This is a genomic window from Micromonospora sp. DT68, from assembly GCF_049847245.1.
GTDB lineage: Bacteria > Actinomycetota > Actinomycetes > Mycobacteriales > Micromonosporaceae > Micromonospora > Micromonospora profundi.
On record NZ_JBNCNZ010000001.1, the window covers coordinates 16,181 to 36,090 of the forward strand.

Here is a 19,910-nt window from a genome sequence, read left to right on the forward strand (position 1 = left end):
TCAATCGGGCGGTCGTGCGCTGCCGCACAGTGCCCTTCCTTGCCTGCCGGGCCCGTTTCGGGTGTTCGGCGGCGGGAAGGGAATTGAGGTAACCCCGGAGAGGAGATGTACGAGATGACAGCGACACTGCAAGGCAAGAGGATCGCGTTCCTGGCCACCGACGGCGTCGAGGAGGTCGAGTACGTTCAGCCGCGCGAGGCGGTCGAGAAGGCCGGCGCGACCGCCGAGCTGGTCTCGCTCAAGCCGGGCTCCATCCAGGCGTTCAACCACCTGGACCAGTCGAAGACGTACGACGTGGACGTCACCGCCGACAAGGCGGACGCCGACGGGTACGACGCGCTGGTGCTTCCTGGCGGGGTGGCGAACCCGGACTTCCTGCGTACCGACCCGGACGCGGTGCGGTTCGTGAAGGCGTTCTTCGACGCTGGCAAGCCGGTCGGGGTGATCTGCCACGGCCCGTGGACGTTGATCGAGGCAGACGTGCTGCGGGGTCGACGGATCACGTCCTGGCCCAGCCTGCGCACGGACCTGACGAACGCCGGGGCCACCTGGGTCGACGAGGAGTGCGTCACCGACGGCAACCTCACCAGCAGCCGCAACCCCGACGACCTCCCAGCCTTCTGCCAAAAAATCACCCAAACCTTCGCCGCCTAACCCGCACCCCCACCCCACCCGCCCCACCCACCCGGCCCAACCCACCCCGCGTTGATCATGAGGTTAGCGGGGGCGATACGCCGATCTGGCCCCGCCAACCTCATGATCAACCCCTCGGGTGGGTTGGGCGGGGAGGGCGGGGCGGATGGGAAATCGGGCGGCTGGGGGCATGTTTTGGGTTGGGCGGGAAAGAAGGCGGGATGACCCAAGCCTCCGCCGCCCCGGTGTTGAATCATCGGCAGATCCGGCTGCTCATGCTCGGTCTGATGACCGGCATGCTGCTGGCCGCACTCGACCAGACAATCGTCGGTACGGCCCTGCCGACGATCGTCGGTGAGCTGGGTGGGATCAACCACTACTCGTGGGTGGTCACGGCGTACCTGCTCGCCTCGACGGCGTCGACGCCGTTGTACGGCAAGATGGCCGACCTGTACGGCCGCCGGCCGGTGTTCCTGTTCTCGATCGGCACGTTCCTGGTCGGGTCGTTGCTGGCCGGGTTGTCGCAGAACATGACCCAGCTGATCGTCACCCGGGGCATCCAGGGCCTCGGCGCCGGTGGCCTGATGACGTTGGCGTTCACGATCATCTCGGACGTGGTGTCCCCCCGCGATCGTGGCCGCTACCAGGGATTGTTCGGCGCGGTGTTCGGTATCTCCTCGGTGGCTGGCCCGCTTGTCGGTGGTTACTTCGCGGAGACCGACTGGCGGTGGATCTTCTACATCAACGTGCCGCTGGGGATCCTGGCCATCGTGGTCTGCTACCACGTGATGCGGCTGATCCCGTTCGAGCGGCGTAAGCACGCGATCGACTGGCTGGGTGCGGGTCTGCTTGTCGCCGGGGTGAGCTGTCTGCTGTTGGCGTTGAGCTGGGGCGGCAACGAGTACCCGTGGGGCTCCGGGGTGATCATCGGCCTGCTGGCCGCGGGCGCGGTGCTGGCAGTGCTCTTCGTGCTCCAGGAGGCCCGTGTCGCCGAGCCGATCCTGCCGCTGCGGCTGTTCCGCAGCGCCACGTTCGCGCTCGCCAACTCGGCGGGCTTCGTGCTGGGTCTGGTGATGTTCGGGTCGATCATCTTCATTCCGCTGTACCTGCAGATCGTCAAGGGCGCCTCGCCGACCCGCAGCGGTCTGCTGATGCTGCCGATGATGGCGGGCATCATCGTCACGTCGATCGTCACCGGGCGGGCGATGAGCCGGATCGGGCGGTACAAGTGGTTCCCGGTCGCCGGGGCGGTGACGCTGGTGCTGGGCATGCTGCTGTTCACGAGGCTGCACGTGGACACCTCGCTGTGGGTGGCGTTCGGCTTCATGGTGGTCATCGGCGTGGGCCTGGGTCTGTGCATGCAGTCGCTGGTCCTGGCGGTGCAGAACGCGGTCTCCGTGCGGGACCTGGGTGCCGGTACGTCCTCGGCGACGTTCTTCCGGTCGCTTGGTGGTTCGTTCGGCGTGGCGATCCTCGGCACGCTGCTGTCCTCGCGGCTCAACACGCAGTTGGCCGAACGGCTGCCGGGCGCGATCGCCCAACTTCCACCCGACCAGCAGGCGGCGATCGCGGCGAGCGGCGGAACGAACATCTCGATCAACGACCCGGCGACGATCATGGCGTTGCCCGGCGCGGTGCGGGCCGCCATCCAGGAGTCGTTCGTCGACTCGCTGCACCTGGTCTTCCTGACCGCCGGCCTGGTCGCCATCGTGGCGGTGCTGGTCACAGTGGCGATGCCCAACAGCACGCTGCGAGGTGCGGGGCCGGAGGGTGCCACCGGTGGTGCCGACCCGCTCGGCGGTAAGGCCCCGGCGCCGGGCGGCAAGCCGCTCACCAAGGAGTCGAAGGACGAGGCCGCCGCCGACATGGAGGCCAAGTCCCAGACGATGATCTGACGGACCGCCGGCTCACCTACTTCAGGATGAGCCGGTTGGTCTGATTGAAGACGTCCAGGTCGGCCAGGGTCTCGTTGACCGAGGCGGAGAGCGGTGCCGGGAACCGGTCGCGGGGAAAGAAACCCGCGTCGGTGGTCTCGTCGGTGGTCCGGGACAGCTGCCCGTCCCACTCCTCCACCTTGAACGCGGTGGTGAAGACCTGGTACGTGTGCCCGTACATGTTGGTGCTGGTCCGGTCCGGGCCGGTGTAGAGGGCGAACGCGCAGACCCGCAGCGCCCGCAGCCCGGTCTCCTCGCGGACCTCGCGTACTGCGCAGTCGGCGATCGACTCACCCAGTTCCATGGCACCGGCGGGCATTGCCCACTGGCCGTTGTCCGAGCGTTGGATCAGCAGGATGCGCCCGGCGTTGTCGTTGACCACGGCCCGGGCGCCGACGAACATCAGCGTCCGGTCACCGGCCAGCGCGCGTATTTGCCCCACGTACGAATCGGCCCAGGAGATGCTCACCTGCGCCAATTTACGGGGGTTCCCAACGTGTGACCGGCGACACTAACTTGTTACCCATGCGTAGCACGATGATGGACGCCCCTCTGCAGGTCTCCCGGATCCTCGACCACGGCGCGGGGGTGCACGGCACGGCGGAGGTGGTCACCTGGACCGGCGGCGAACCCCGCCGGATGACGTACGCCGAGGTGGGCCGCGCGGCGGCGCGGCTGGCACACGCGCTGCGCGACGAGTGCGAGGTGACAGGTGACGAGCGGGTCGCCACGTTCATGTGGAACAACAACGAGCACCTGGTGGCCTACTTCGCGGTGCCGAGCATGGGTGCGGTGCTGCACACCCTCAACATCCGCCTCTTTCCCGACCAGGTCGCCTACATCGCCAACCACGCGCAGGACCGGGTGGTGCTCGTCGACAGCACGCTCATCCCGCTACTGGCCCGGGTGATCGGCGAGCTGACCACAGTGCGGCACGTCGTGGTGGTCGGCGGCGGTGACCCGGCGCCCCTGGTGGCTGCCGCCAGTGACCGGATCACGGTGCACCACTGGGACGCGCTGCTTGCCGACCGTCCCGACACGTTCGACTGGCCCGAGGTGGACGAGCGGGACGCGGCGGCGCTCTGCTACACCTCGGGCACCACCGGACATCCCAAGGGCGTCGCCTACTCGCACCGCTCGATCTATCTGCACTCGTTGCAGGTCTGCATGCCGGAGGGGTTCGGTCTCGGGCCGACCGACCGTGAGCTGGCCATCGTGCCGATGTTCCACGCCATGTCGTGGGGCCTGCCGTACGCGGCGTTCCTGTCCGGCGCGTCGCTGATCATGCCGGACCGGTTCCTCCAGGCGGCGCCGATCGCCGAGATGATCGCCGCCGAGCGGCCGACCCTGGCCGGCGCGGTGCCGACCATCTGGACCGACCTGCTGGCGTACCTGGACACCCACGACGTGGACACCTCGTCGCTCACCGAGGTGATCGTCGGCGGCTCGGCCTGCCCGCCCGCGTTGATGCACGCGTTCGACGACCGGCACGGGATCGACGTGATCCACGCCTGGGGGATGACGGAGATGTCGCCGCTGGGTTCGGTCTCCCGCCCACCGGCCGGCGCAACAGGTGAGCAGGCGTGGCGCTACCGCTACACGCAGGGCCGGGTGCCGGCCGGCGTGCAGGCGCGCATCGTCGGCCCGGCTGGCGAGCCACTGCCCGCCGACGGCACGTCCGTGGGCGAGCTGGAGGTCCGGGGGCCGTGGGTGACCGCACGGTACGTCGGTGACGACGCCCCCGACGAGGAGAAGTTCCGCGACGGCTGGCTGCGTACCGGGGATGTGGGCACGCTGTCCCCGGACGGCTACCTGACGCTCACCGACCGGGCCAAGGACGTGATCAAGTCCGGTGGTGAGTGGATCTCTTCGGTGGAGCTGGAAAATGCGCTGATGGCCCACCCGGCGGTGCTGGAGGCCTGCGTGGTGGGGGTGCCCGACGAGCGGTGGGGTGAGCGTCCGTTGGCCACCATCGTGGTGCGGGAGGGCGGCACGGTGACCGCCGAGGAGCTGCGCGAGTTCCTGGCCGCCACGGTGGTCCGCTGGCAGTTGCCCGAGCGGTGGGCGTTCATCGACGCGGTGCCCAAGACCAGCGTCGGGAAGTTCGACAAGAAGGTCGTCCGTTCGCGGTACGCCGGTGGCGAGCTGAGTGTCCGGGAGCTGACAGCCCCGTAACGTTTTGGCGGGCACTGTCGCCTGTTGGGGAAGAGGGAATTCTCCTGATCATTTCCTCCCCAGGGGGCGGCCCCGGCGTTCGCACCGCGCCGGGGCCGCCCTTTCCATGCGGGTAACCCGCACCGTCATTGTTGCGAAAATTGTTCGGCTCTGTCCCGATGACGGGGAAATCGGCAACCGGAGACCCGATCAGGCGTCGCTGGTGGTGATCTGGACCTTGCCCACCACCGAGTCCTCGACCGCCTGGTGGGCCGCCGCCGCGTCCGCCAGCGGGTAGGTGTGCAGCGGCAGGCCGGCGTCGGCGCCCACCCCGATGCCACCCTGGTTCGCAGCCGCCGCCACGTCGATCACGCCCTGTGCCTTTGCCGCCTTCGGCTCGGTGTAGACAAGCACGAACTGCCACCTGCTGTTGAGCGCGAACAGTGGACGGACCGGCACCGTCATCTCGGCGCCACCGTCGTCGGCGTACACGCAGACAGCCCCGCCCTGCCGGAGGACCTGCGCGTCCGTCGACGCGTTGCGGGCGGGGGAGACCTCGACGATCGTGTGGACCCCGTCCGGGGCGATCTTGCGGACCTCCTCGACCACGTCCTGCTCCCGGTAATTGATCACCAGGGAGGCGCCGGCGGCCGCAGCGAGCTGAGCCTTCTCCGGGCTGCTCACCGTGGCGATCACCGTGGCGTCCGCCCATCGGGCCAACTGGATCGCCGCGTTGCCGACAGCGCCCGCCCCGCCCTGCACCAGCACTGTGTGGTCGGCCAACGCGCCGGCGCGCAGCGCGTCCGGCATGAGCTCGCCGGCCGTCAGGCAGCGGTGCGCGGTCAGGAACGGGATGCCCAGGCTCGCCCCCAGCTCGAACGAGGCGTCACCCAGCGGCACCGTCTGCCGCACCGGCACCAGCGTGTACTCCGCGGCGGTGCCCCACTGCCGCTGCCAGGCCGCCTCCCAGATCCAGACCCGCTCACCGATCAGCTCGGCGTCGACCCCCGTGCCGACCGCCTCGATCACTCCCGCGCCGTCCTGCCCGGGGATCTGCCACCCCTTGGGCGCGGAGGACCGCCGGGACTTCCAGTCCGTGGGGTTCACCCCGGACACCGCCATCCGGACCAGGACCTCGCCCGCCCCCGGCTCCGGCACCGGCCTGTCGACCAGCTCCAGCACCGAAGGATCGCCGGTGCGCTCGTACACGATGGCCTTCATCCGTCGACTCCTCAGCTGTCCGGCGCGCGGCACCCGGGTCGAGCACCGTCGCCTGCGGTACCCCGCCCGGCCCCCGTCATGCCGACCGACACCGGCCCGGAAACCGCACAATCGGGGACGACCGTGACGGCGCGCAGGTCAGCCCTTCAGCCGCCCACCAGCTCCGCTGTCAGCTCACCGATCGAACCCAACGTCACCGCCGCCAACGCGGCCGCATCCGGGTCCAGGGGGTACGAGCCGTGTGGCACCGCCACCACCCGCATCCCCGCCGCGGCGGCCGATCGGACCCCGTTCGACGAGTCCTCCACCGCCGCACAGCGGGTCGCGTCGACGCCGAGGCGCTGCGCGACGGTCAGGTACACGTCCGGAGCCGGCTTGCCCCGCTCGGTCTCCTCGGTGGACAGGGTGGTGACGAACGCGTCGGTCAGATCTGTGGCGTCCAGCGCCGCAGCGATCAGCCGGGTCGGCGACGAACTGGCCAACCCGAGCGGCCACCGCGCGGCCATCCGGCGCACCACCTCGTCGGCGCCGTCGATGAGGGGTACGTGCTCCCGGTAGCGCCGGGCCATCTCCCGCACCACCTCGTCGGCGACCTGCTCGGCGGTGCGCTGCACGCCCAGCTCGCCACTGAGATAGGCGGCCCACTCGCCGGTGCTCATACCCATCAGCCGACGCTGGGTGTCCGGCTGCCACGTCCCGCCGTGCTCGGCCACGTACGCCCGCCGGACCTCCTCCCACACCGGCTCGGAATCCACGATCACGCCGTCCAGGTCGAAAACCACCGCATCCACCACGGGCCCATCCTGCCCGACCCGGAGGCGTCCGGTCAGGCGGGCAGCGGGGGCAGCCCGATCGGGCTGTCCGACGGGATCAGCGTGTGACAGGACCGGGCGATCGGTTCCAGCAGCTCACGCAGCCGGTCGGTGCGATCCACGCCGAGGGCCGACCACGGGTGTTCGGCGGCCCGGTCGGTGGCATCCTCGACGGCCTGGAAGTCGGCCCGGCTCTGCTCGGTGGCCGTGCCGCCCGGTGTCAACCAACCACGCTGTGTCAGTCGCTCGCAGGCGGCGTGCCACTGCTCTTCGGTCCAGCCCCGGCCCAGCAGGTTCACAGGTGACATGCCGACGGCGACCTTCCAGGCCAGCGTCTCCACCGGGTCCAGGCCAGCGGCTACCAGCGCCGCCACGTGCCCGTCGCCCCGATGCTCGCGCAGCGTCGTCGCGGCCTGCCAGATCCGGGCCAGGGGGTACTCCCCGATCGGCAGCGCCGCATTGGCAGCGCCGAGCACCCGGCCCGCCGTCTGCGCCGCGGTGGCGGCCTCCTCCAGCAGGTCGGCGGTCTCCATGAGGTGCGCCTCGGGCAACTCGTAGGTCAGCTCGGCGAGCGCCTGCACGGCACCTGTCAGCCGGGCCCGCAACGCCTCCGTCGGCGTGGCCAACCGCCACACCGACGGCAGCGCCCGGCTCACCATCGGCGGCGCGAAGGTGAAGAAGGCGGCAATCACCGGAGCCGCCTCGGTGGCGCCCAGCGGCGCGGACCGGCCCGCGAAGTAGCCCCGCCAGTACCCGCGCAGGCCGACCGCCTCGTACGCGGCACGGGCCCGGGGGTGGAAGTAGGTGACCGCGTGCACCGCCTCGAAGTGCGTCCACATCAGCCGGGCGGTCCGCCCAGGCTCAGCAAGCGTCGTCACACCGCACCTCCGCGTCCCCGTCCGGATGCCCACCCCGGGCGGCGGACCGCCCAGGGGGTGACGCCGAACCTACTGCCGGTGGGTAACCGGCCGGAAGCCCCATGTGAACAACTCCATCGCGCCCGGACGACAACCGGGGCGAACCGGTCGGGTCACTGGGCGGCGAGCACGTCCACCACGAAGCGCAGCGGGCCGGTGGGACGACCGCCAGCGGCTGCCGCGTCGTTGCCGTACGCCAGCTCGCCCGGGATGTCGAGCTGCACCCGGCTGCCGACGGTGACGCCCACGAGGCCCTGGTCCCAGCCGGGGATGACCTGACCCACACCGATGGCGAAGGTGGCCGGCTGGCCCGCGTTCCAGGACGAGTCGAACTCCTTGCCGTCCTTGTAGAACACGCCCACGTAGTTGGTGGTGATGGTCTGGCCCTGCTTGACCGCCGGGCCGGTGCCCTTGATCACCGGGGTGACAGTGAGCTTCTTCAGCTCGCCGGTGCCAGCCTTCACCGTCGGCTTCTTGCTCAGCGCCGGGTCGGCGTTCTCGGGCATCTGCGGAGCCGGCGGCGCGGTGGGCGCGTCCGGAGCGGGCGCGGACGCCGACGGGGTCGAACCGGCCTGGTTGGTGGGCGTGTCGTCGCCCCGGTTCTTGTCGATCCAGACGAAACCGCCGATCAGCAGCGCCATCACGGCGACACCGGCGAGGCCACCCGCCCACGCGTTGCGGCGTCGCTTCGCCTCGGCGGCCTTCTGCGCCGCCAGCTGGGCGGCCAGCCGCCGCCCCGCCTTCGTCGCCGGGCTCTGGCCCTCCGACCGGTTCTGCTGCGTCCGCTCGCTCACGTCGTCGACTCCCTGCTGCGAAGGTGTGGCCGGCACCCGGTGCCGGGGGGAAAGCCGACGCACACGGTACCCGCCCTGCGGCCCGCTGTGCCCGCCCCGGACGTCTCGGATCGCCCAGGGAGGCCGTCGCGGGACGTTATTCCGGTACGACCATGAAGTCGGTCACGAACGACGTGACGCTACCGTCGGCCGCGCGCCCGATCCAGGTTCCGTAGCAACCGTCGCCCCAACCCGTGGTGACGGTGACGACGTTCGCGCCGGTGGTCTCGTCCAGCACGGCCGTGATCAGCCCCGGGACCTGCGACGCGGGCGGCTCCGCGGGGATGAAGACCTCCTCGACACGGTCCTCGTCCCAGGCCTCCAGGGCGGCGAGCGCTGTCGGGTCGGCGAGAGTGCCGGCGCCGGCGTCCACCCCGTACCCGAAATAGTCGTCCGGGCCGAGGGCGGCGATGTCCTGGTCGCCCGCGACGGCCGGCTCCCAACGCACCGTCGGCGCCTCGGAGATCACCAGCTCCAGTGCCGCCACCCGTCGGTCGACCTCGGCGTCCTCCCGCAGCACCGCAGCCACCCAGGCGCGGGCGGGATGACGCCCGGGAGGGACCGTGACAGTGAACGGTTCGGCCTCCGGGCAGACCAGCGGGTCACACCCGACCACCTGGCCGGTCGGCAGCACGATGTCGCCCACCGGGTGGACCTCGATCAGGTACGCGCCGTGCGCGTCGGTGAAGCGCGCCCCGGGCGTCAACAACCGGTCCAGGTCAGGGGTGTACGGCATGAGGGCTCCTCCGGTTGCCAGCGGCCGGCGGAGCGTACCCGGTCCGGCCGACAGCCCTCGTAGCTGCCGTACCGGTCAGGCGGTCTTGCGCGGTGCGGTCTTGCGGGCTGTCGTCTTCTTCGCCGGCTCGGTCTTCTTCGCCGGTGTCTTCTTGGCGGCGGTCTTCTTCGCCGGCTCCGCCTTGGCTGCCGTCTTCTTCTCGGCGGCCTTCTTGGTGGCGGTCTTCTTCGCGGGGGCCTTCTTGGCTGCCGCCTTCTGCGCCGAGCGGGCCGACGAGATGGGCGTCGGCTCGCCGCCACCGCCACCGCCGCGGGCGGGTTGCTCGCCGCGCGCCGCGCGAGCCCGGTCCACCGACGCCTTCAGTGCGGCCATCAGATCCACAGCTGCGGCCGGAGCCTCCTCGGCCTCCTCCGGCTGGACGACCTCCCGACCCTCCACCTTGGCGTCGATGACCTCCTGCAACGCCGCCCGGTAGTCGTCGGTGAACACGTCCGGCTCGAACTCGCCGGCCATCGAGTCGATGAGTGAACTGGCCATCGCCAGCTCCGGCGGACGGACCTTGAGGTCCTCATCGAGGAAACCGAAGTCCGGGGTACGGATCTCGTCCGGCCAGAGCATCGTGTTGAGCAGCAGCACACCCTCGCGCACCCGCAGCGTGGCGAGCTGCTCCCGCTGGCGCAGCGCCACCTTGACGATCGCCACCCGCTCCGAGTCGATGAGCGCGTCGCGCAGCAGCACGTACGGCTTGGTGGCCGTGCCCTCCGGTTCGAGGAAGTACGCCTTGTTGTAGAGGATCGGGTCGACCTGCTCGGCGGGCACGAACTCCAGCACGTCGATGGCGCGTGAGCTGGTCAGGGGCAGCTCGGCGAAGTCCTCGTCGGTGAGGATCACCATCTCGCCGCCGCCGATGTCGTAGCCCTTGGCGATGTCGTCGTAGGTGACCTCCTCGCCGCAGACCGAGCAGGTGCGCTTGTAGCGGATCCGACCGCCGTCCTCGCGGTGGACCTGGTGGAACCGGATGTCCTTCTCCTCGGTCGCGGAGTAGAGCTTCACCCCGATCGAGACGAGCCCGAACGACACGGCTCCCTTCCAGATGGCACGCATCCTGCGCTCCCTTCCCCGGTATCGACCATGCTCGCATCCGAAAGAACCGGACGCGAGGTGTTCGGCCTGGTACTACAGTCGGGTCGTGCCCGGAGCGCCGCTCAAGCCGATGCTCGCGATGACCGGGCCCCTCCCTGCGGGTGACGGCTGGGCCTACGAGTTCAAATGGGACGGCATCCGGGCGCTCGCCGACATCTCCGGTCGTGCTCAACATCTGTATGCCCGCTCCGGCGTGGAGATCACCGCCGCGTACCCGGAGCTGGCCACCCTGCCCGAGCAGGTCGACGACGTGCTGCTCGACGGCGAGGTGGTGCTGTTGGGGGAGGGCGGGCAGCCGTCGTTCACCGCGTTGGCCGAGCGCATGCACGTCCGGGACCGGAACAAGGCGGCCCGGTTGGCGGCAGTCATGCCGGTCACGTACATGATCTTCGACCTGCTGCGAATCAACGGCGACTACCTGACCGGCTGGCCGTACGCGCGCCGCCGGGAGGCCCTGGACGCGCTCGCGCTCGGCGGTGCCCGGTGGGCGGTGCCGCCGGTCTTCTCCGACGGCCCGGCCACCTACGAGGCGGCCGGCGAGCACGGCCTGGAGGGCGTGATGGCCAAGCGGGTCGACGCCGTCTACCGGCCGGGGGTGCGCTCGCCGGACTGGGTGAAGGTCAAGCTGGAGGTGACCGGCGACTTCGTGGTGGGCGGCTGGCGACCGGGAGCGCGTCCGATCGGCGGGCTGCTGGTCGGCGTACCTGGCCCGGACGGCCGGCTGATCTACCGGGGGCGGGTCGGCGGCGGGATCGGCGCAGCCATCGAACGGCAGCTCCTCGCCGAGCTGGAGCCGCTGCGCTCCGGCGTGTCACCGTTCGCGGCGGGTGTGCCGCGCGAGGATGCCCGGGGCGCGATCTGGGTAGAACCCCGGGTGGTGGTGGAGGTGAAGTACGGCCAGCGCACCCCCGACGGCCGGCTGCGCTTCCCCCGCGTGCTGCGGATGCGCCCGGACAAGCCGCCGGAGGAGGTCGACGATGCCGGCTGACCGGCTGCGAGTGGACGTCGAGGGCCGCCCACTGGAGTTGTCCAACCTGGACAAGGTGCTCTATCCGGCGGTCGGCTTCACGAAGGGTGAGGTGATCGACTACTACACCCGGATCTCCCTGGTGCTGCTGCCGCACCTGGCCGACCGGCCGGTGACCCGGATCCGGTTCCCCAACGGGGTGGACGACAAGTCGTTCTTCGAGAAGAACAAGCCGGCAGCCACCCCGGACTGGGTGCGTGTGGAAAACCTGCCAGCGCCCGGGTCGACGAAGGGCCGGGAGACCATCGACTACGTGGTCGCCGACGACCTGCCCACCCTGGTCTGGCTGGCCAACCTGGCCGCGTTGGAGCTGCACACACCGCAGTGGAAGGTCGGCGAACACCCGGACATGATGGTTGTCGACCTGGACCCGGGGCCGCCGGCCGGGCTCGCCGAGTGCTGCCCGGTGGCGGTACTGATGCGCGACCGGCTCGCCGACGACGGCATCGACTCGTACCCGAAGACGTCAGGCAAGAAGGGCATGCAGCTCTGCTGCCCGATCGCCGGCAACCAGTCCGCCGACGACGTCTCCGCCTACGCGCGTCGCATCGCGCAGGAGCTGGAGAAGGAGCACCCGAAGCTCATCGTGTCGAAGATGGCCAAGAACCTGCGCCCCGGCAAGGTCTTCATCGACTGGAGTCAGAACAACGCGGCGAAGACGACAGTCGCGCCGTACTCGCTGCGCGCCCAGCGGGAACCCTCGGTGTCGACGCCGCTGACCTGGGACGAGGTCGAGGCCGGCGCCCGCGGCCGGAAACCGGCCGTTCGTCAGTTCACCTCCGCCGAGGTCCTCGACCGGGTCGAGGAGTACGGCGACCTGCTCGCCCCACTGCTCGACGGCGGCCCGGAGTTGCCCGCGCGCTGACGCCAGCATCTGGTGTTCGTAGTGACGCTTCGTGTCAGGGTGGCGGGGCAAGATTGTCACTCAACGTGACGCCCTTCGGCGGCACCGGCCGCACTGCTCAACCCCTTTGCTCTGCTTCAATAGACGCAACACTTGATTGACCTGCTGCTTTTGCTTGTATGCGAGGGCGGGCGGTCGATACCGTGATCACGGTGCGTGACTGTTGCGTCTGTTGAAGCAGAGCAAAGGATGTGTGGGGTGGGGTGGTAGACCTGGCGCCTGGTCACGGTGCGCGATCGACCCGACGCCCACCTTTGAGGCAGGTTGGCCATCGGCCGAGGACAGTCGCTACCAAAGTCGTTGAGTAGGGTGGATCCGATGTCGTCACCGGGGAGCGGACATGCAGGCAACCGTCACTGTCGACCTACCCGTCGACCTCGAACGTCCCCTGCTCAGCTATCGCGACGAGGCCACCGGTGAGCGCGTCGACCTGACCGCGCACCAGGTCGGTGCCTGGGCGGCGCGCAGTGCCAGCCTCCTGCGGGACGGCTGCGGGCTCGGCCCCGGCAGCCGCGTAGCGGTCCTGCTGCCGCCGCACTGGCGTACCGCGGCGGTGTTGTTGGGGGCGTGGGCCTGCGGCCTGGCGGTGTCGTTCCGGCCGCGCGCCACGGCGGGCCTGCCCGTGCTCGAACCGGGCGGGGACCGGCCGTTCGACGCGGTGTTCGTGACGCCGCAGCGGCAGGACGACTGGCTGGAGGACGTGCCGGACGCCACGCACCGCTACCTCGTCGGCACCGGCCCGGGTCGCCTGGCCGACGTGCCGCTGGGTTGGCTGGACTGGTCCGCCGAGGTGCTCCGGCACTCGGACGCCACGCCCGACCACGCGGCGATCCACCCGTCGGATCCGGCAAGCGCTGACGGGACAACGTACGGGCAGTGGGGTGCGCTCGCGCTGGAGGTCGCCGGGCAGCTGGACCTGCGGGCCGGCGACCGGCTGCTTGTCGACGCCGCCGAGCACGAGCAGCCGCTGAAGTGGTTGCTGGCACCGCTGTCGGCGGGAGCGTCCGTGGTGATCAGCGCCAACCTCGACCCGACGAACCGGGACATGGTGATCACCGCCGAGCGGGTCACCCGGGTTCTGTAGGTCGCTCCTTTCACGCTTCCGGTGGAGTCGTCGCATTCCGCCCAGTCTCACGTTTTACCTGCTCCTACGCTTCGCCGAAGGCCGGTGCGCTGTGCAGCGCCAACCGCCTTCCCGACGGCGGAGGGGACATGGTGTCGAGGCGTACACATCGGACTGTGGTTTCGGCGGTGGCCGGCTGCCTCTTCGCCCTCGGCGTGCTGGCGCCCGGCCCGGCTGCGGTACCGCTGCCCCGCGCGGCCCGGGCCGACGGCACTTCGGTCCCCGCTCCGAGGGAACCCCGACCCCCGCAGCTCCCCGCCGACTTTCAGGGCACCGGCCGGTACGTCGTGCGCGACCTCGGCATCGACGTGCCGTTCAGCTGGCAGGGCCGCGACGGCAACAGCCAGATGATCGCCGGTGGTCCGGAGCATCCAATCTGGTTCACGAACCTGATCTACGAGAACACGCTCTACACGCTCACCTACAAGTGGCCGAACATCCCGCTGTTCCCGCCACGCGAGTGCAGCAAGGTCCCGGGGTTCTTCAACCGGCAGATCTTCAACGACAAGCTGAAGACGTCCCGCTTCGTCGGGCCGGAGATCCTGCAGGGGGAGAAGGACCGGCACGTCGACCACTGGCGGGTGGGTGTCGTCGGCGGCTCCACGGTGCCGGGCGAGTTCTTCCGGTTCCCGCTCGCGCTCGGCGACATCTACGTCGACCAGCGGGACCCGAGCCGGTGGTGGCAGGTGTTGCAGTTCGGCCTGCAGAACCTCTTCGACCCGGAACTGGACGAGTGGTTCACGATGGACACCTTCGACCACCGCCCCGGCACTGTTACCCTCCCCGACCGCTGCCCACCGCCTACGCCGTGACGCCGGTGGCCGTTGATCGGCTCGGTTTCCGTGAAACCGGGGCGCGGCAGAGCCCCGGACACCGCGACTTCCGGAATACCGAGTCGATCAACGCCGTGCGGGTCAGTCGACGGTCGGTAGCTTCGGGCCGAGGACGTCGTCGGCGTCGACGATCGTGTACGCGTAGCCCTGCTCTGCCAAGAAGCGCTGCCGGTGCGCCGCGTACTCGGTGTCGATCGTGTCCCGGGAGACCACAGTGTAGAAGTGCGCCTGCCGCCCGTCGGCCTTCGGCCGCAGCACCCGCCCCAACCGCTGCGCCTCCTCCTGCCGTGACCCGAACGTCCCCGACACCTGGATCGCCACCGCCGCCTCGGGCAGATCGATGGAGAAGTTGCCGACCTTGGAGATCACCAACGTCCGCAGCTCGCCCGACCGGAACGCGTCGAACAGCCGTTCCCGCTCCTTGTTCGTGGTCGAGCCCTGGATGATCGGCGCGTCGAGGTATTCGCCAAGCTGGTGCAACTGGTCGATGTACGCGCCGATCACAAGCACCTGGTCCTCCGGGTGCCGGTCGACAAGCGCCTTCACCACCGGCAGTTTCGTGCGGGCGGTCGCCGCCATCCGGTACCGCTCCTCGGCCTCCGCCGTCGCGTACGACATCCGCTCCGCGTCGGTGAGCGTCACCCGGACCTCGACACACTCCGCAGGGGCGATCCAGCCCTGCGACTCGATGTCCTTCCACGGCGCGTCGTACCGCTTCGGGCCGATCAGACTGAACACGTCGCCCTCCCGGCCGTCCTCGCGTACCAAAGTTGCCGTCAGGCCCAGCCGGCGGCGGGCCTGGAGGTCCGCGGTGAACCGGAAGATCGGCGCGGGCAGCAGGTGCACCTCGTCGTAGACGACAAGACCCCAGTCGCGGGCACCGAACAGGTCCAGGTGGGTGAACGCGCCACCGCGCCGCGAGGTGAGCACCTGGTACGTCGCGATGGTGACCGGGCGGATCTCCTTGCGTTCGCCTGAGTACTCGCCGATCTCCTCCTCGGTGAGCGAGGTGCGGGCGATCAGCTCCCGCTTCCACTGCCGGCCGGCGACGGTGTTGGTGACCAGGATCAGCGTTGTCGCCTTCGCCTCGGCCATCGCCGCCGCCCCGACCAGGGTCTTGCCGGCCCCGCAGGGCAGCACCACCACACCCGACCCGCCGGCCCAGAACGCCTCGACGGCTTCCCGCTGGTACGACCGCAGCGTCCACGGTTTGCGCCCGTCCTTGCCGGCCTCGGCCAGCTCGATCGGGTGCGCCTCGCCGTCGACGTACCCGGCCAGGTCCTCCGCCGGCCAACCCAGCTTGAGCAGCGCCTGCTTGAGCCGGCCACGCTCGGACGGGTGCACCTGGATCGTGTCGTCGTCGATCTTGTTGCCGAGCATGCCGGCGAGCTTCTTGCTCTTTGCCACCTCGATCAGCACGAGCCGGTCCAGCGCACGCAGCACCAGCCCGTACGCCGGGTCGTTGGCGAGCTGGAGCCGGCCGTACCGGTCCATCGTCTCGGCGACATCCACGAGCAGCGCGTGCGGCACCGGGTACCGCGAGTATTTGAGCAGCGAATCGACCACACCCTCGGCGTCGTGCCCCGCCGCGCGGGCGTTCCACAGCCCGAGCGGGGTCAGCCGGTAGGTGTGCACATGTTCGGGAGAGCGCTCCAACTCGGCGAACGGCGCGATCGCCATCCGACATGCCTGCGCGTCGGGATGGTCGATCTCCAGCAAAAGGGTCTTGTCCGACTGAACGATCAGTGGTCCACCGCTCACGCCAGCGTCCTCTCCTCGGTTGGCTGTCGGCTCGCGGCAGTCGCTTACCCGACGCAGGCCGACCATCCAGTGTCGCACGATCCGGGATCAGCAAAGAAAGATGCCGACTGGGCGCAACCGCGACCGTACTGACAAACGTCTAGCAATGGGACGACTGTCCAGGGGAGGTCCCATGAAGCGTTTCCGGATCACTTCTCGACTGGTCGCCCCGCTGGTGGTCGTGCTGGTCGGCACCGGCGCGTGCACGTTCGATCCGCAGTCCGGCGGGAGTGGCGGCGGGGGAGCCGCCCCGGCAGGTGCGGCGGAACAGGTAACGGGGGCGAGCGGCACGTCCGGGCCGGACCAGCGCGGCCGGCCAACGCCGGCCGCGCCGACGGCAGAGCCGACCAGCAGCGCCACGACGAAGCCTAAGCCGAAACCCAAGCCGACCCGCAGTACGCCCGCACCGACCACGGCCGCGCCCACCGCCCGGGCTGCCGGCTGCCCGCAGGGCGAGCACCAGCGCGCTGTGGAGACCTACCTCGCCCAGCTGGGCGGGTTCGGGTCGGTGACCGTCGACGGCCAACAGTCCGCCGCCGACTGCGCGGCCATCAAGAAGTTCCAGAAGAGGTACGGCATTCGCCCCGTCGAGGGCCGCGCCGGGCCGACCACCTTCGACGTGGCGAAGCGACTCGCCACCACCGATCCGACCCGCTGCAAGGCGGGCACCGGCACCACGTTCTGCGTGGACCTGACCCGCCAGACCGTGTGGGCCCTGCGCAACGGCAAAGTGATCATGGAACCGACGGTGACCCGGACCGGCATGTCCGGCTACCGCACCCCGTCCGGCACGTACGCCGTCAACTACCGCAACCCCAAGGAGTGGTCCAACCCGTACGAGGTGTGGCTGCCGTACTGGCAGCACTTCACGCAGGGAATGGGCTTCCACGAGACCACCACGTACCTGCACGACAAGTCGATCGGCTCGCACGGCTGCGTCAATCTGCTGCACGCCGACGCCGTCCGGATGTGGGAGTTGGGCAAGGTCGGCACACGCGTCGTTCTGGTCGGCCGCCGCCCCGGGACCTGAGTGACCTGCCCGACTCCGGGTTTTAACCCCTGTCACAGCGGTCCCAGGAGTGACACTCTTGGGAGTTCAGGGGCCGAACCGGGCGGGGAGGGCTGGGCATGACGGTCGACCGTGACGTGATCGCAGAACACGAGCAGGCACCGCCCGACGAGGTGTCCCGAGCGACAGTGGTCGCGTACTGCGTCGCGGCGACGCTTCTGCTCGGATGGTTCCTCTTCGGCTGGCTGGTGCTCCAGCAGGGCTTCGTCGACTCGGTCGGGGAGTCCGCAGGCGCCGGCTTCGCGCTGCTGCTGATTGTCTCGGTCATCGGCACCGTACGCCGCAGCCGCAGTCACCGCTGACCCCGCAGCGCGCCCCCGTCCTGGGCACTCTGTGTCGTCGAACGGTCGCGTGGCGGCGCTGCTGTAGAGCTGCCCCACGTGTGGGGCGGCTGCGTCTCGTCCGGTGGCCGCGTGGCGGCGCCGCTGCTGTAAAGCTGCCCCGCGTATGGGGCGGCTGCGTCTCGTCCGGTGGTCGCGTGGCGGCGTTGCTGTAGAGCTGCCCCACGTGTGAGGCGGCTGCGTCTCGTCCGGTGGCCGTGTGGCGGCGCTGCTGTAGAGCTGCCCCGCGTATGGGGCGGCTGCGTCTCGTCCGGTAGTCGCGTGGCGGCGCTGCTGTAGCTGCCCCACGTATGGGGCGGCTGCGTCTTGTCCGATGGTCGCGTGGCGGCGCCGCTGCAGTGTGCCCCACTCATGGGGCAGCTCTACAGGGAGCGGCAGTCACACCCATACCTCTGCGGCGAGGGGCGAGGGGCGCGCGGACCAGCGGCCGGCGCTCGACCGTGACTGGTGGGTGGGTGGGTGGGTGGGAGGCGGCGAGCGCGCTCGGCAGGCAACCGCACGGGACCGCGCTGACCGAGCGCACGAAGGCGGGGCTAACGTGAAGGGCGTGGCGCTCTCCCTGGCGATCTCGCCCTGCCCCAATGACACGTTCGTCTTCGACGCCCTGGTGCACGGTCGGGTGTCCGGTGCACCGCCTGTCGAGGTGACGTACGCCGACGTGGACGTCACCAACACGGCAGCCGAGCGGGGCGCGTTCGACCTGGTGAAGGTGAGCTTCGCGGCGCTGCCCTGGCTGCTCGACAAGTACCACCTGCTGCCCTGCGGCGGTGCTCTCGGCCGGGGATGTGGGCCGCTGGTGCTCACCCGGGGCGACCGCGCGGGCGGCCCCGACCGCACCGACCTGACCGGTGCCACGGTGGCGGTGCCGGGCGACCGGACCACCGCGTACCTACTGTTCCGGCTCTGGTCGGCGGGCCGGCCGCCGGCGCGGATCGAGGTGGTCCCGTTCCACGAGATCATGCCGGGCGTCGCGGCTGGCCGGTACGACGCCGGGCTCGTCATCCACGAGGCACGGTTCACCTACCACCGGCACGGCCTGACCGCGCTCGTCGACCTCGGCGAGTGGTGGGAGGCCGACACCGGCCTACCCATCCCCCTCGGTGCGATCCTGGCCCGGCGCGGCGTCGTCGACCCGGAAGCCGCCGCCGGTTGGGTCCGCGAGTCGGTCCGGCAGGCCTGGGCGGACCCGACGGCCAGCCGGGAGTACGTGCTCGCGCACGCCCAGGAAATGGAGCCCGACGTCGTGGACCGGCACATCGACCTCTACGTCAACGAGTTCACCGCTGACCTTGGCGAAGCCGGTTTCGCCGCGGTGACGGCACTGCTGGACCGGGCCGCCGACGCCGGGCTCGTGCCTCAGACCTCCAGCTCGCGCGCCACAGCGTGGACCAGCTGAGCGATCTTCTGCGCGGTCTTCTTGTCCGGGTACCGACCCCGACGCAGGTCCGGCTGGACCTTCGCCTCCAGCACCTTGATCATGTCTTCGACGAGACCGTGCAGCTCCTCCGCCGGGCGTCGGCGCAGCTCCGCCATCGACGGCGGCGCGTCCAACAGTTTGACGCCCATGGCCTGCGAGCCCCGGCGGCTGTCCACCACGCTGAAGTCGACCCGTTGACCACCCTTGAGGTCGGTGACGCCCGCAGGCAGGGCACCCTTGGGCAGAAACACGTCGCCGCCCTCGTCACTCGTGACGAAGCCGTATCCCTTGGCCGTGTCGTACCACTTCACTCGACCCGTAGGCACCTGTAAACCCCTGCTTCACTTGAGCCGCTACTGCTCCAAGGCTAGCTGGATCATGCCGTCGAGCGCCGCTGGGAATCCGACGAGATCGTCAAGCACCAGCTTCGCCCCGGCCGCGTGCAACTCCTGCGGAGAACACGGGCCCGTCGCTACGCCGATTCCGGGCACCCCGGCGACGTCCGCCGCCATCATGTCCGCCACATGGTCACCGACGTAGTGGGTCGCGTCGTGCTCCCTCAACGCGCTCGCCTTCTGCTCGGCGAACAGGTCACCGGCCAACTCGTCGACCTTGAGGCCCAAGTGGTCCAGGTGCAGCCGGGCCAGCCGGCCCATCTTGGCAGTGACGACCAGCACACGACCGCCCCGTGCGCGGATCGCGTCGACCGCCTCCCGCGCGCCGGGCAACGGGACCGTCGGAGTGATCGCGTAGGCCGGGTACAGCTCCCGGTACGCCAACACGGCCGACTCGACCTGCTCCGGCGGAAACCAGTACGCGAGCTCGGTACGCAGCGGCGGCCCGAGCCGGGACACAGCCAGATCGGCGTCCACCGGCACGCCCGTCCTGGCGGTCAGCGCCCGGAAGGTCGCGGCGATGCCGGGGCGGGAATCCACCAGGGTCATGTCGAGATCGAATCCGACGGTCAGTGCGGGCATGTCGAGAAACGTACCCGGTGACCCGGGGTCGGCCGG

Annotated in this window: 20 protein-coding genes; 10 read left to right on the plus strand and 10 right to left on the minus strand. The window is 70.2% G+C overall.

Annotated features, from left to right (window positions below):
* Window positions 1-114 precede the first annotated feature (114 nt).
* On the plus strand, window positions 115-654 hold the full coding sequence (locus ACPXB1_RS00100; RefSeq protein WP_425734649.1) for a type 1 glutamine amidotransferase domain-containing protein: 540 nt from the start codon (window positions 115-117) through the stop codon (window positions 652-654).
* A gap of 200 nt (window positions 655-854) precedes the next feature.
* Window positions 855-2,528 carry an MDR family MFS transporter gene (locus tag ACPXB1_RS00105; protein WP_425734650.1) on the plus strand — a complete coding sequence of 558 codons (1,674 nt, stop codon included), beginning with the start codon at window positions 855-857 and terminating at the stop codon, window positions 2,526-2,528.
* A 16-nt stretch (window positions 2,529-2,544) separates the two neighbouring features.
* Here the strand turns inward: ACPXB1_RS00105 and ACPXB1_RS00110 are convergent, their stop codons facing one another.
* Window positions 2,545-3,036, minus strand: a complete 492-nt coding sequence (locus ACPXB1_RS00110; protein ID WP_355588207.1) for an NUDIX domain-containing protein — start codon at window positions 3,034-3,036, stop codon at window positions 2,545-2,547.
* Window positions 3,037-3,107: 71 nt separating this feature from the next.
* On the opposite strand from ACPXB1_RS00110, the gene ACPXB1_RS00115 reads away from it, so the two are divergent.
* Complete coding sequence (locus tag ACPXB1_RS00115; RefSeq protein ID WP_355588512.1) at window positions 3,108-4,742, plus strand: fatty acid--CoA ligase; 1,635 nt, start codon at window positions 3,108-3,110, stop codon at window positions 4,740-4,742.
* Between the two features lie 189 nt (window positions 4,743-4,931).
* On the opposite strand, the gene ACPXB1_RS00120 is transcribed toward ACPXB1_RS00115, so the two are convergent.
* The 6 genes from ACPXB1_RS00120 to ACPXB1_RS00145 form a co-directional block, all read right to left on the minus strand.
* Entirely contained in the window at window positions 4,932-5,942 is a 1,011-nt protein-coding gene (locus tag ACPXB1_RS00120) for an NADPH:quinone reductase (protein ID WP_355588209.1), read from the minus strand.
* A 146-nt stretch (window positions 5,943-6,088) separates the two neighbouring features.
* Entirely contained in the window at window positions 6,089-6,736 is a 648-nt protein-coding gene (locus ACPXB1_RS00125) for an HAD family hydrolase (protein ID WP_355588211.1), read from the minus strand.
* 32 nt (window positions 6,737-6,768) lie between these two features.
* On the minus strand, window positions 6,769-7,593 hold the full coding sequence (locus ACPXB1_RS00130; RefSeq protein ID WP_355588514.1) for an SCO6745 family protein: 825 nt from the start codon (window positions 7,591-7,593) through the stop codon (window positions 6,769-6,771).
* 191 nt (window positions 7,594-7,784) lie between these two features.
* Window positions 7,785-8,501: an FKBP-type peptidyl-prolyl cis-trans isomerase gene (locus ACPXB1_RS00135; RefSeq protein WP_355588516.1), complete on the minus strand. Its 717-nt coding sequence runs from the start codon at window positions 8,499-8,501 to the stop codon at window positions 7,785-7,787.
* 100 nt (window positions 8,502-8,601) lie between these two features.
* The gene (locus ACPXB1_RS00140; RefSeq protein WP_355588213.1) at window positions 8,602-9,240 is read right to left on the minus strand and encodes a DUF4241 domain-containing protein; all 639 of its coding nucleotides are present in this window, start codon (window positions 9,238-9,240) and stop codon (window positions 8,602-8,604) included.
* Between the two features lie 75 nt (window positions 9,241-9,315).
* Window positions 9,316-10,344 carry a Ku protein gene (locus ACPXB1_RS00145; RefSeq protein WP_355588215.1) on the minus strand — a complete coding sequence of 343 codons (1,029 nt, stop codon included), beginning with the start codon at window positions 10,342-10,344 and terminating at the stop codon, window positions 9,316-9,318.
* A gap of 85 nt (window positions 10,345-10,429) precedes the next feature.
* On the opposite strand from ACPXB1_RS00145, the gene ligD (ACPXB1_RS00150) reads away from it, so the two are divergent.
* The 4 genes from ligD (ACPXB1_RS00150) (at window position 10,430) to ACPXB1_RS00165 (ending at window position 14,249) form a co-directional block, all read left to right on the plus strand.
* Entirely contained in the window at window positions 10,430-11,371 is a 942-nt protein-coding gene (gene ligD / locus ACPXB1_RS00150) for a non-homologous end-joining DNA ligase (RefSeq protein WP_355588217.1), read from the plus strand.
* The gene (gene ligD / locus ACPXB1_RS00155; RefSeq protein WP_355588219.1) at window positions 11,361-12,275 is read left to right on the plus strand and encodes a non-homologous end-joining DNA ligase; all 915 of its coding nucleotides are present in this window, start codon (window positions 11,361-11,363) and stop codon (window positions 12,273-12,275) included. Before ligD (ACPXB1_RS00150) ends, ligD (ACPXB1_RS00155) begins: the two co-directional genes overlap by 11 nt.
* 379 nt (window positions 12,276-12,654) lie before the next feature.
* A complete protein-coding gene (locus tag ACPXB1_RS00160) occupies window positions 12,655-13,398 on the plus strand; it encodes a TIGR03089 family protein (protein WP_355588221.1) in 744 nt (247 codons plus the stop codon).
* Between the two features lie 155 nt (window positions 13,399-13,553).
* Window positions 13,554-14,249 carry a hypothetical protein gene (locus ACPXB1_RS00165; protein ID WP_355588223.1) on the plus strand — a complete coding sequence of 232 codons (696 nt, stop codon included), beginning with the start codon at window positions 13,554-13,556 and terminating at the stop codon, window positions 14,247-14,249.
* A gap of 102 nt (window positions 14,250-14,351) precedes the next feature.
* Here ACPXB1_RS00165 and ACPXB1_RS00170 read toward each other — a convergent pair whose 3' ends face one another.
* Window positions 14,352-16,031, minus strand: a complete 1,680-nt coding sequence (locus ACPXB1_RS00170) for a DNA repair helicase XPB (RefSeq protein ID WP_355588225.1) — start codon at window positions 16,029-16,031, stop codon at window positions 14,352-14,354.
* Window positions 16,032-16,203: 172 nt separating this feature from the next.
* On the opposite strand from ACPXB1_RS00170, the gene ACPXB1_RS00175 reads away from it, so the two are divergent.
* From ACPXB1_RS00175 to ACPXB1_RS00185, 3 genes are all read left to right on the plus strand, one after another.
* A complete protein-coding gene (locus ACPXB1_RS00175; RefSeq protein ID WP_355588227.1) occupies window positions 16,204-17,100 on the plus strand; it encodes a L,D-transpeptidase family protein in 897 nt (298 codons plus the stop codon).
* A gap of 98 nt (window positions 17,101-17,198) precedes the next feature.
* Window positions 17,199-17,441 carry a hypothetical protein gene (locus ACPXB1_RS00180; RefSeq protein WP_355628254.1) on the plus strand — a complete coding sequence of 81 codons (243 nt, stop codon included), beginning with the start codon at window positions 17,199-17,201 and terminating at the stop codon, window positions 17,439-17,441.
* A gap of 586 nt (window positions 17,442-18,027) precedes the next feature.
* Window positions 18,028-18,876 carry a 1,4-dihydroxy-6-naphthoate synthase gene (locus ACPXB1_RS00185; RefSeq protein WP_355588230.1) on the plus strand — a complete coding sequence of 283 codons (849 nt, stop codon included), beginning with the start codon at window positions 18,028-18,030 and terminating at the stop codon, window positions 18,874-18,876.
* Here ACPXB1_RS00185 and ACPXB1_RS00190 read toward each other — a convergent pair.
* Both ACPXB1_RS00190 and ACPXB1_RS00195 read right to left on the minus strand, forming a co-directional pair.
* On the minus strand, window positions 18,837-19,223 hold the full coding sequence (locus ACPXB1_RS00190) for a cold-shock protein (protein ID WP_355588232.1): 387 nt from the start codon (window positions 19,221-19,223) through the stop codon (window positions 18,837-18,839). The two genes, ACPXB1_RS00185 and ACPXB1_RS00190, sit on opposite strands and share 40 nt — an antisense overlap.
* Window positions 19,224-19,250: 27 nt before the next feature.
* The gene (locus ACPXB1_RS00195; protein ID WP_355588233.1) at window positions 19,251-19,874 is read right to left on the minus strand and encodes an HAD family hydrolase; all 624 of its coding nucleotides are present in this window, start codon (window positions 19,872-19,874) and stop codon (window positions 19,251-19,253) included.
* Window positions 19,875-19,910: the final 36 nt, after the last annotated feature.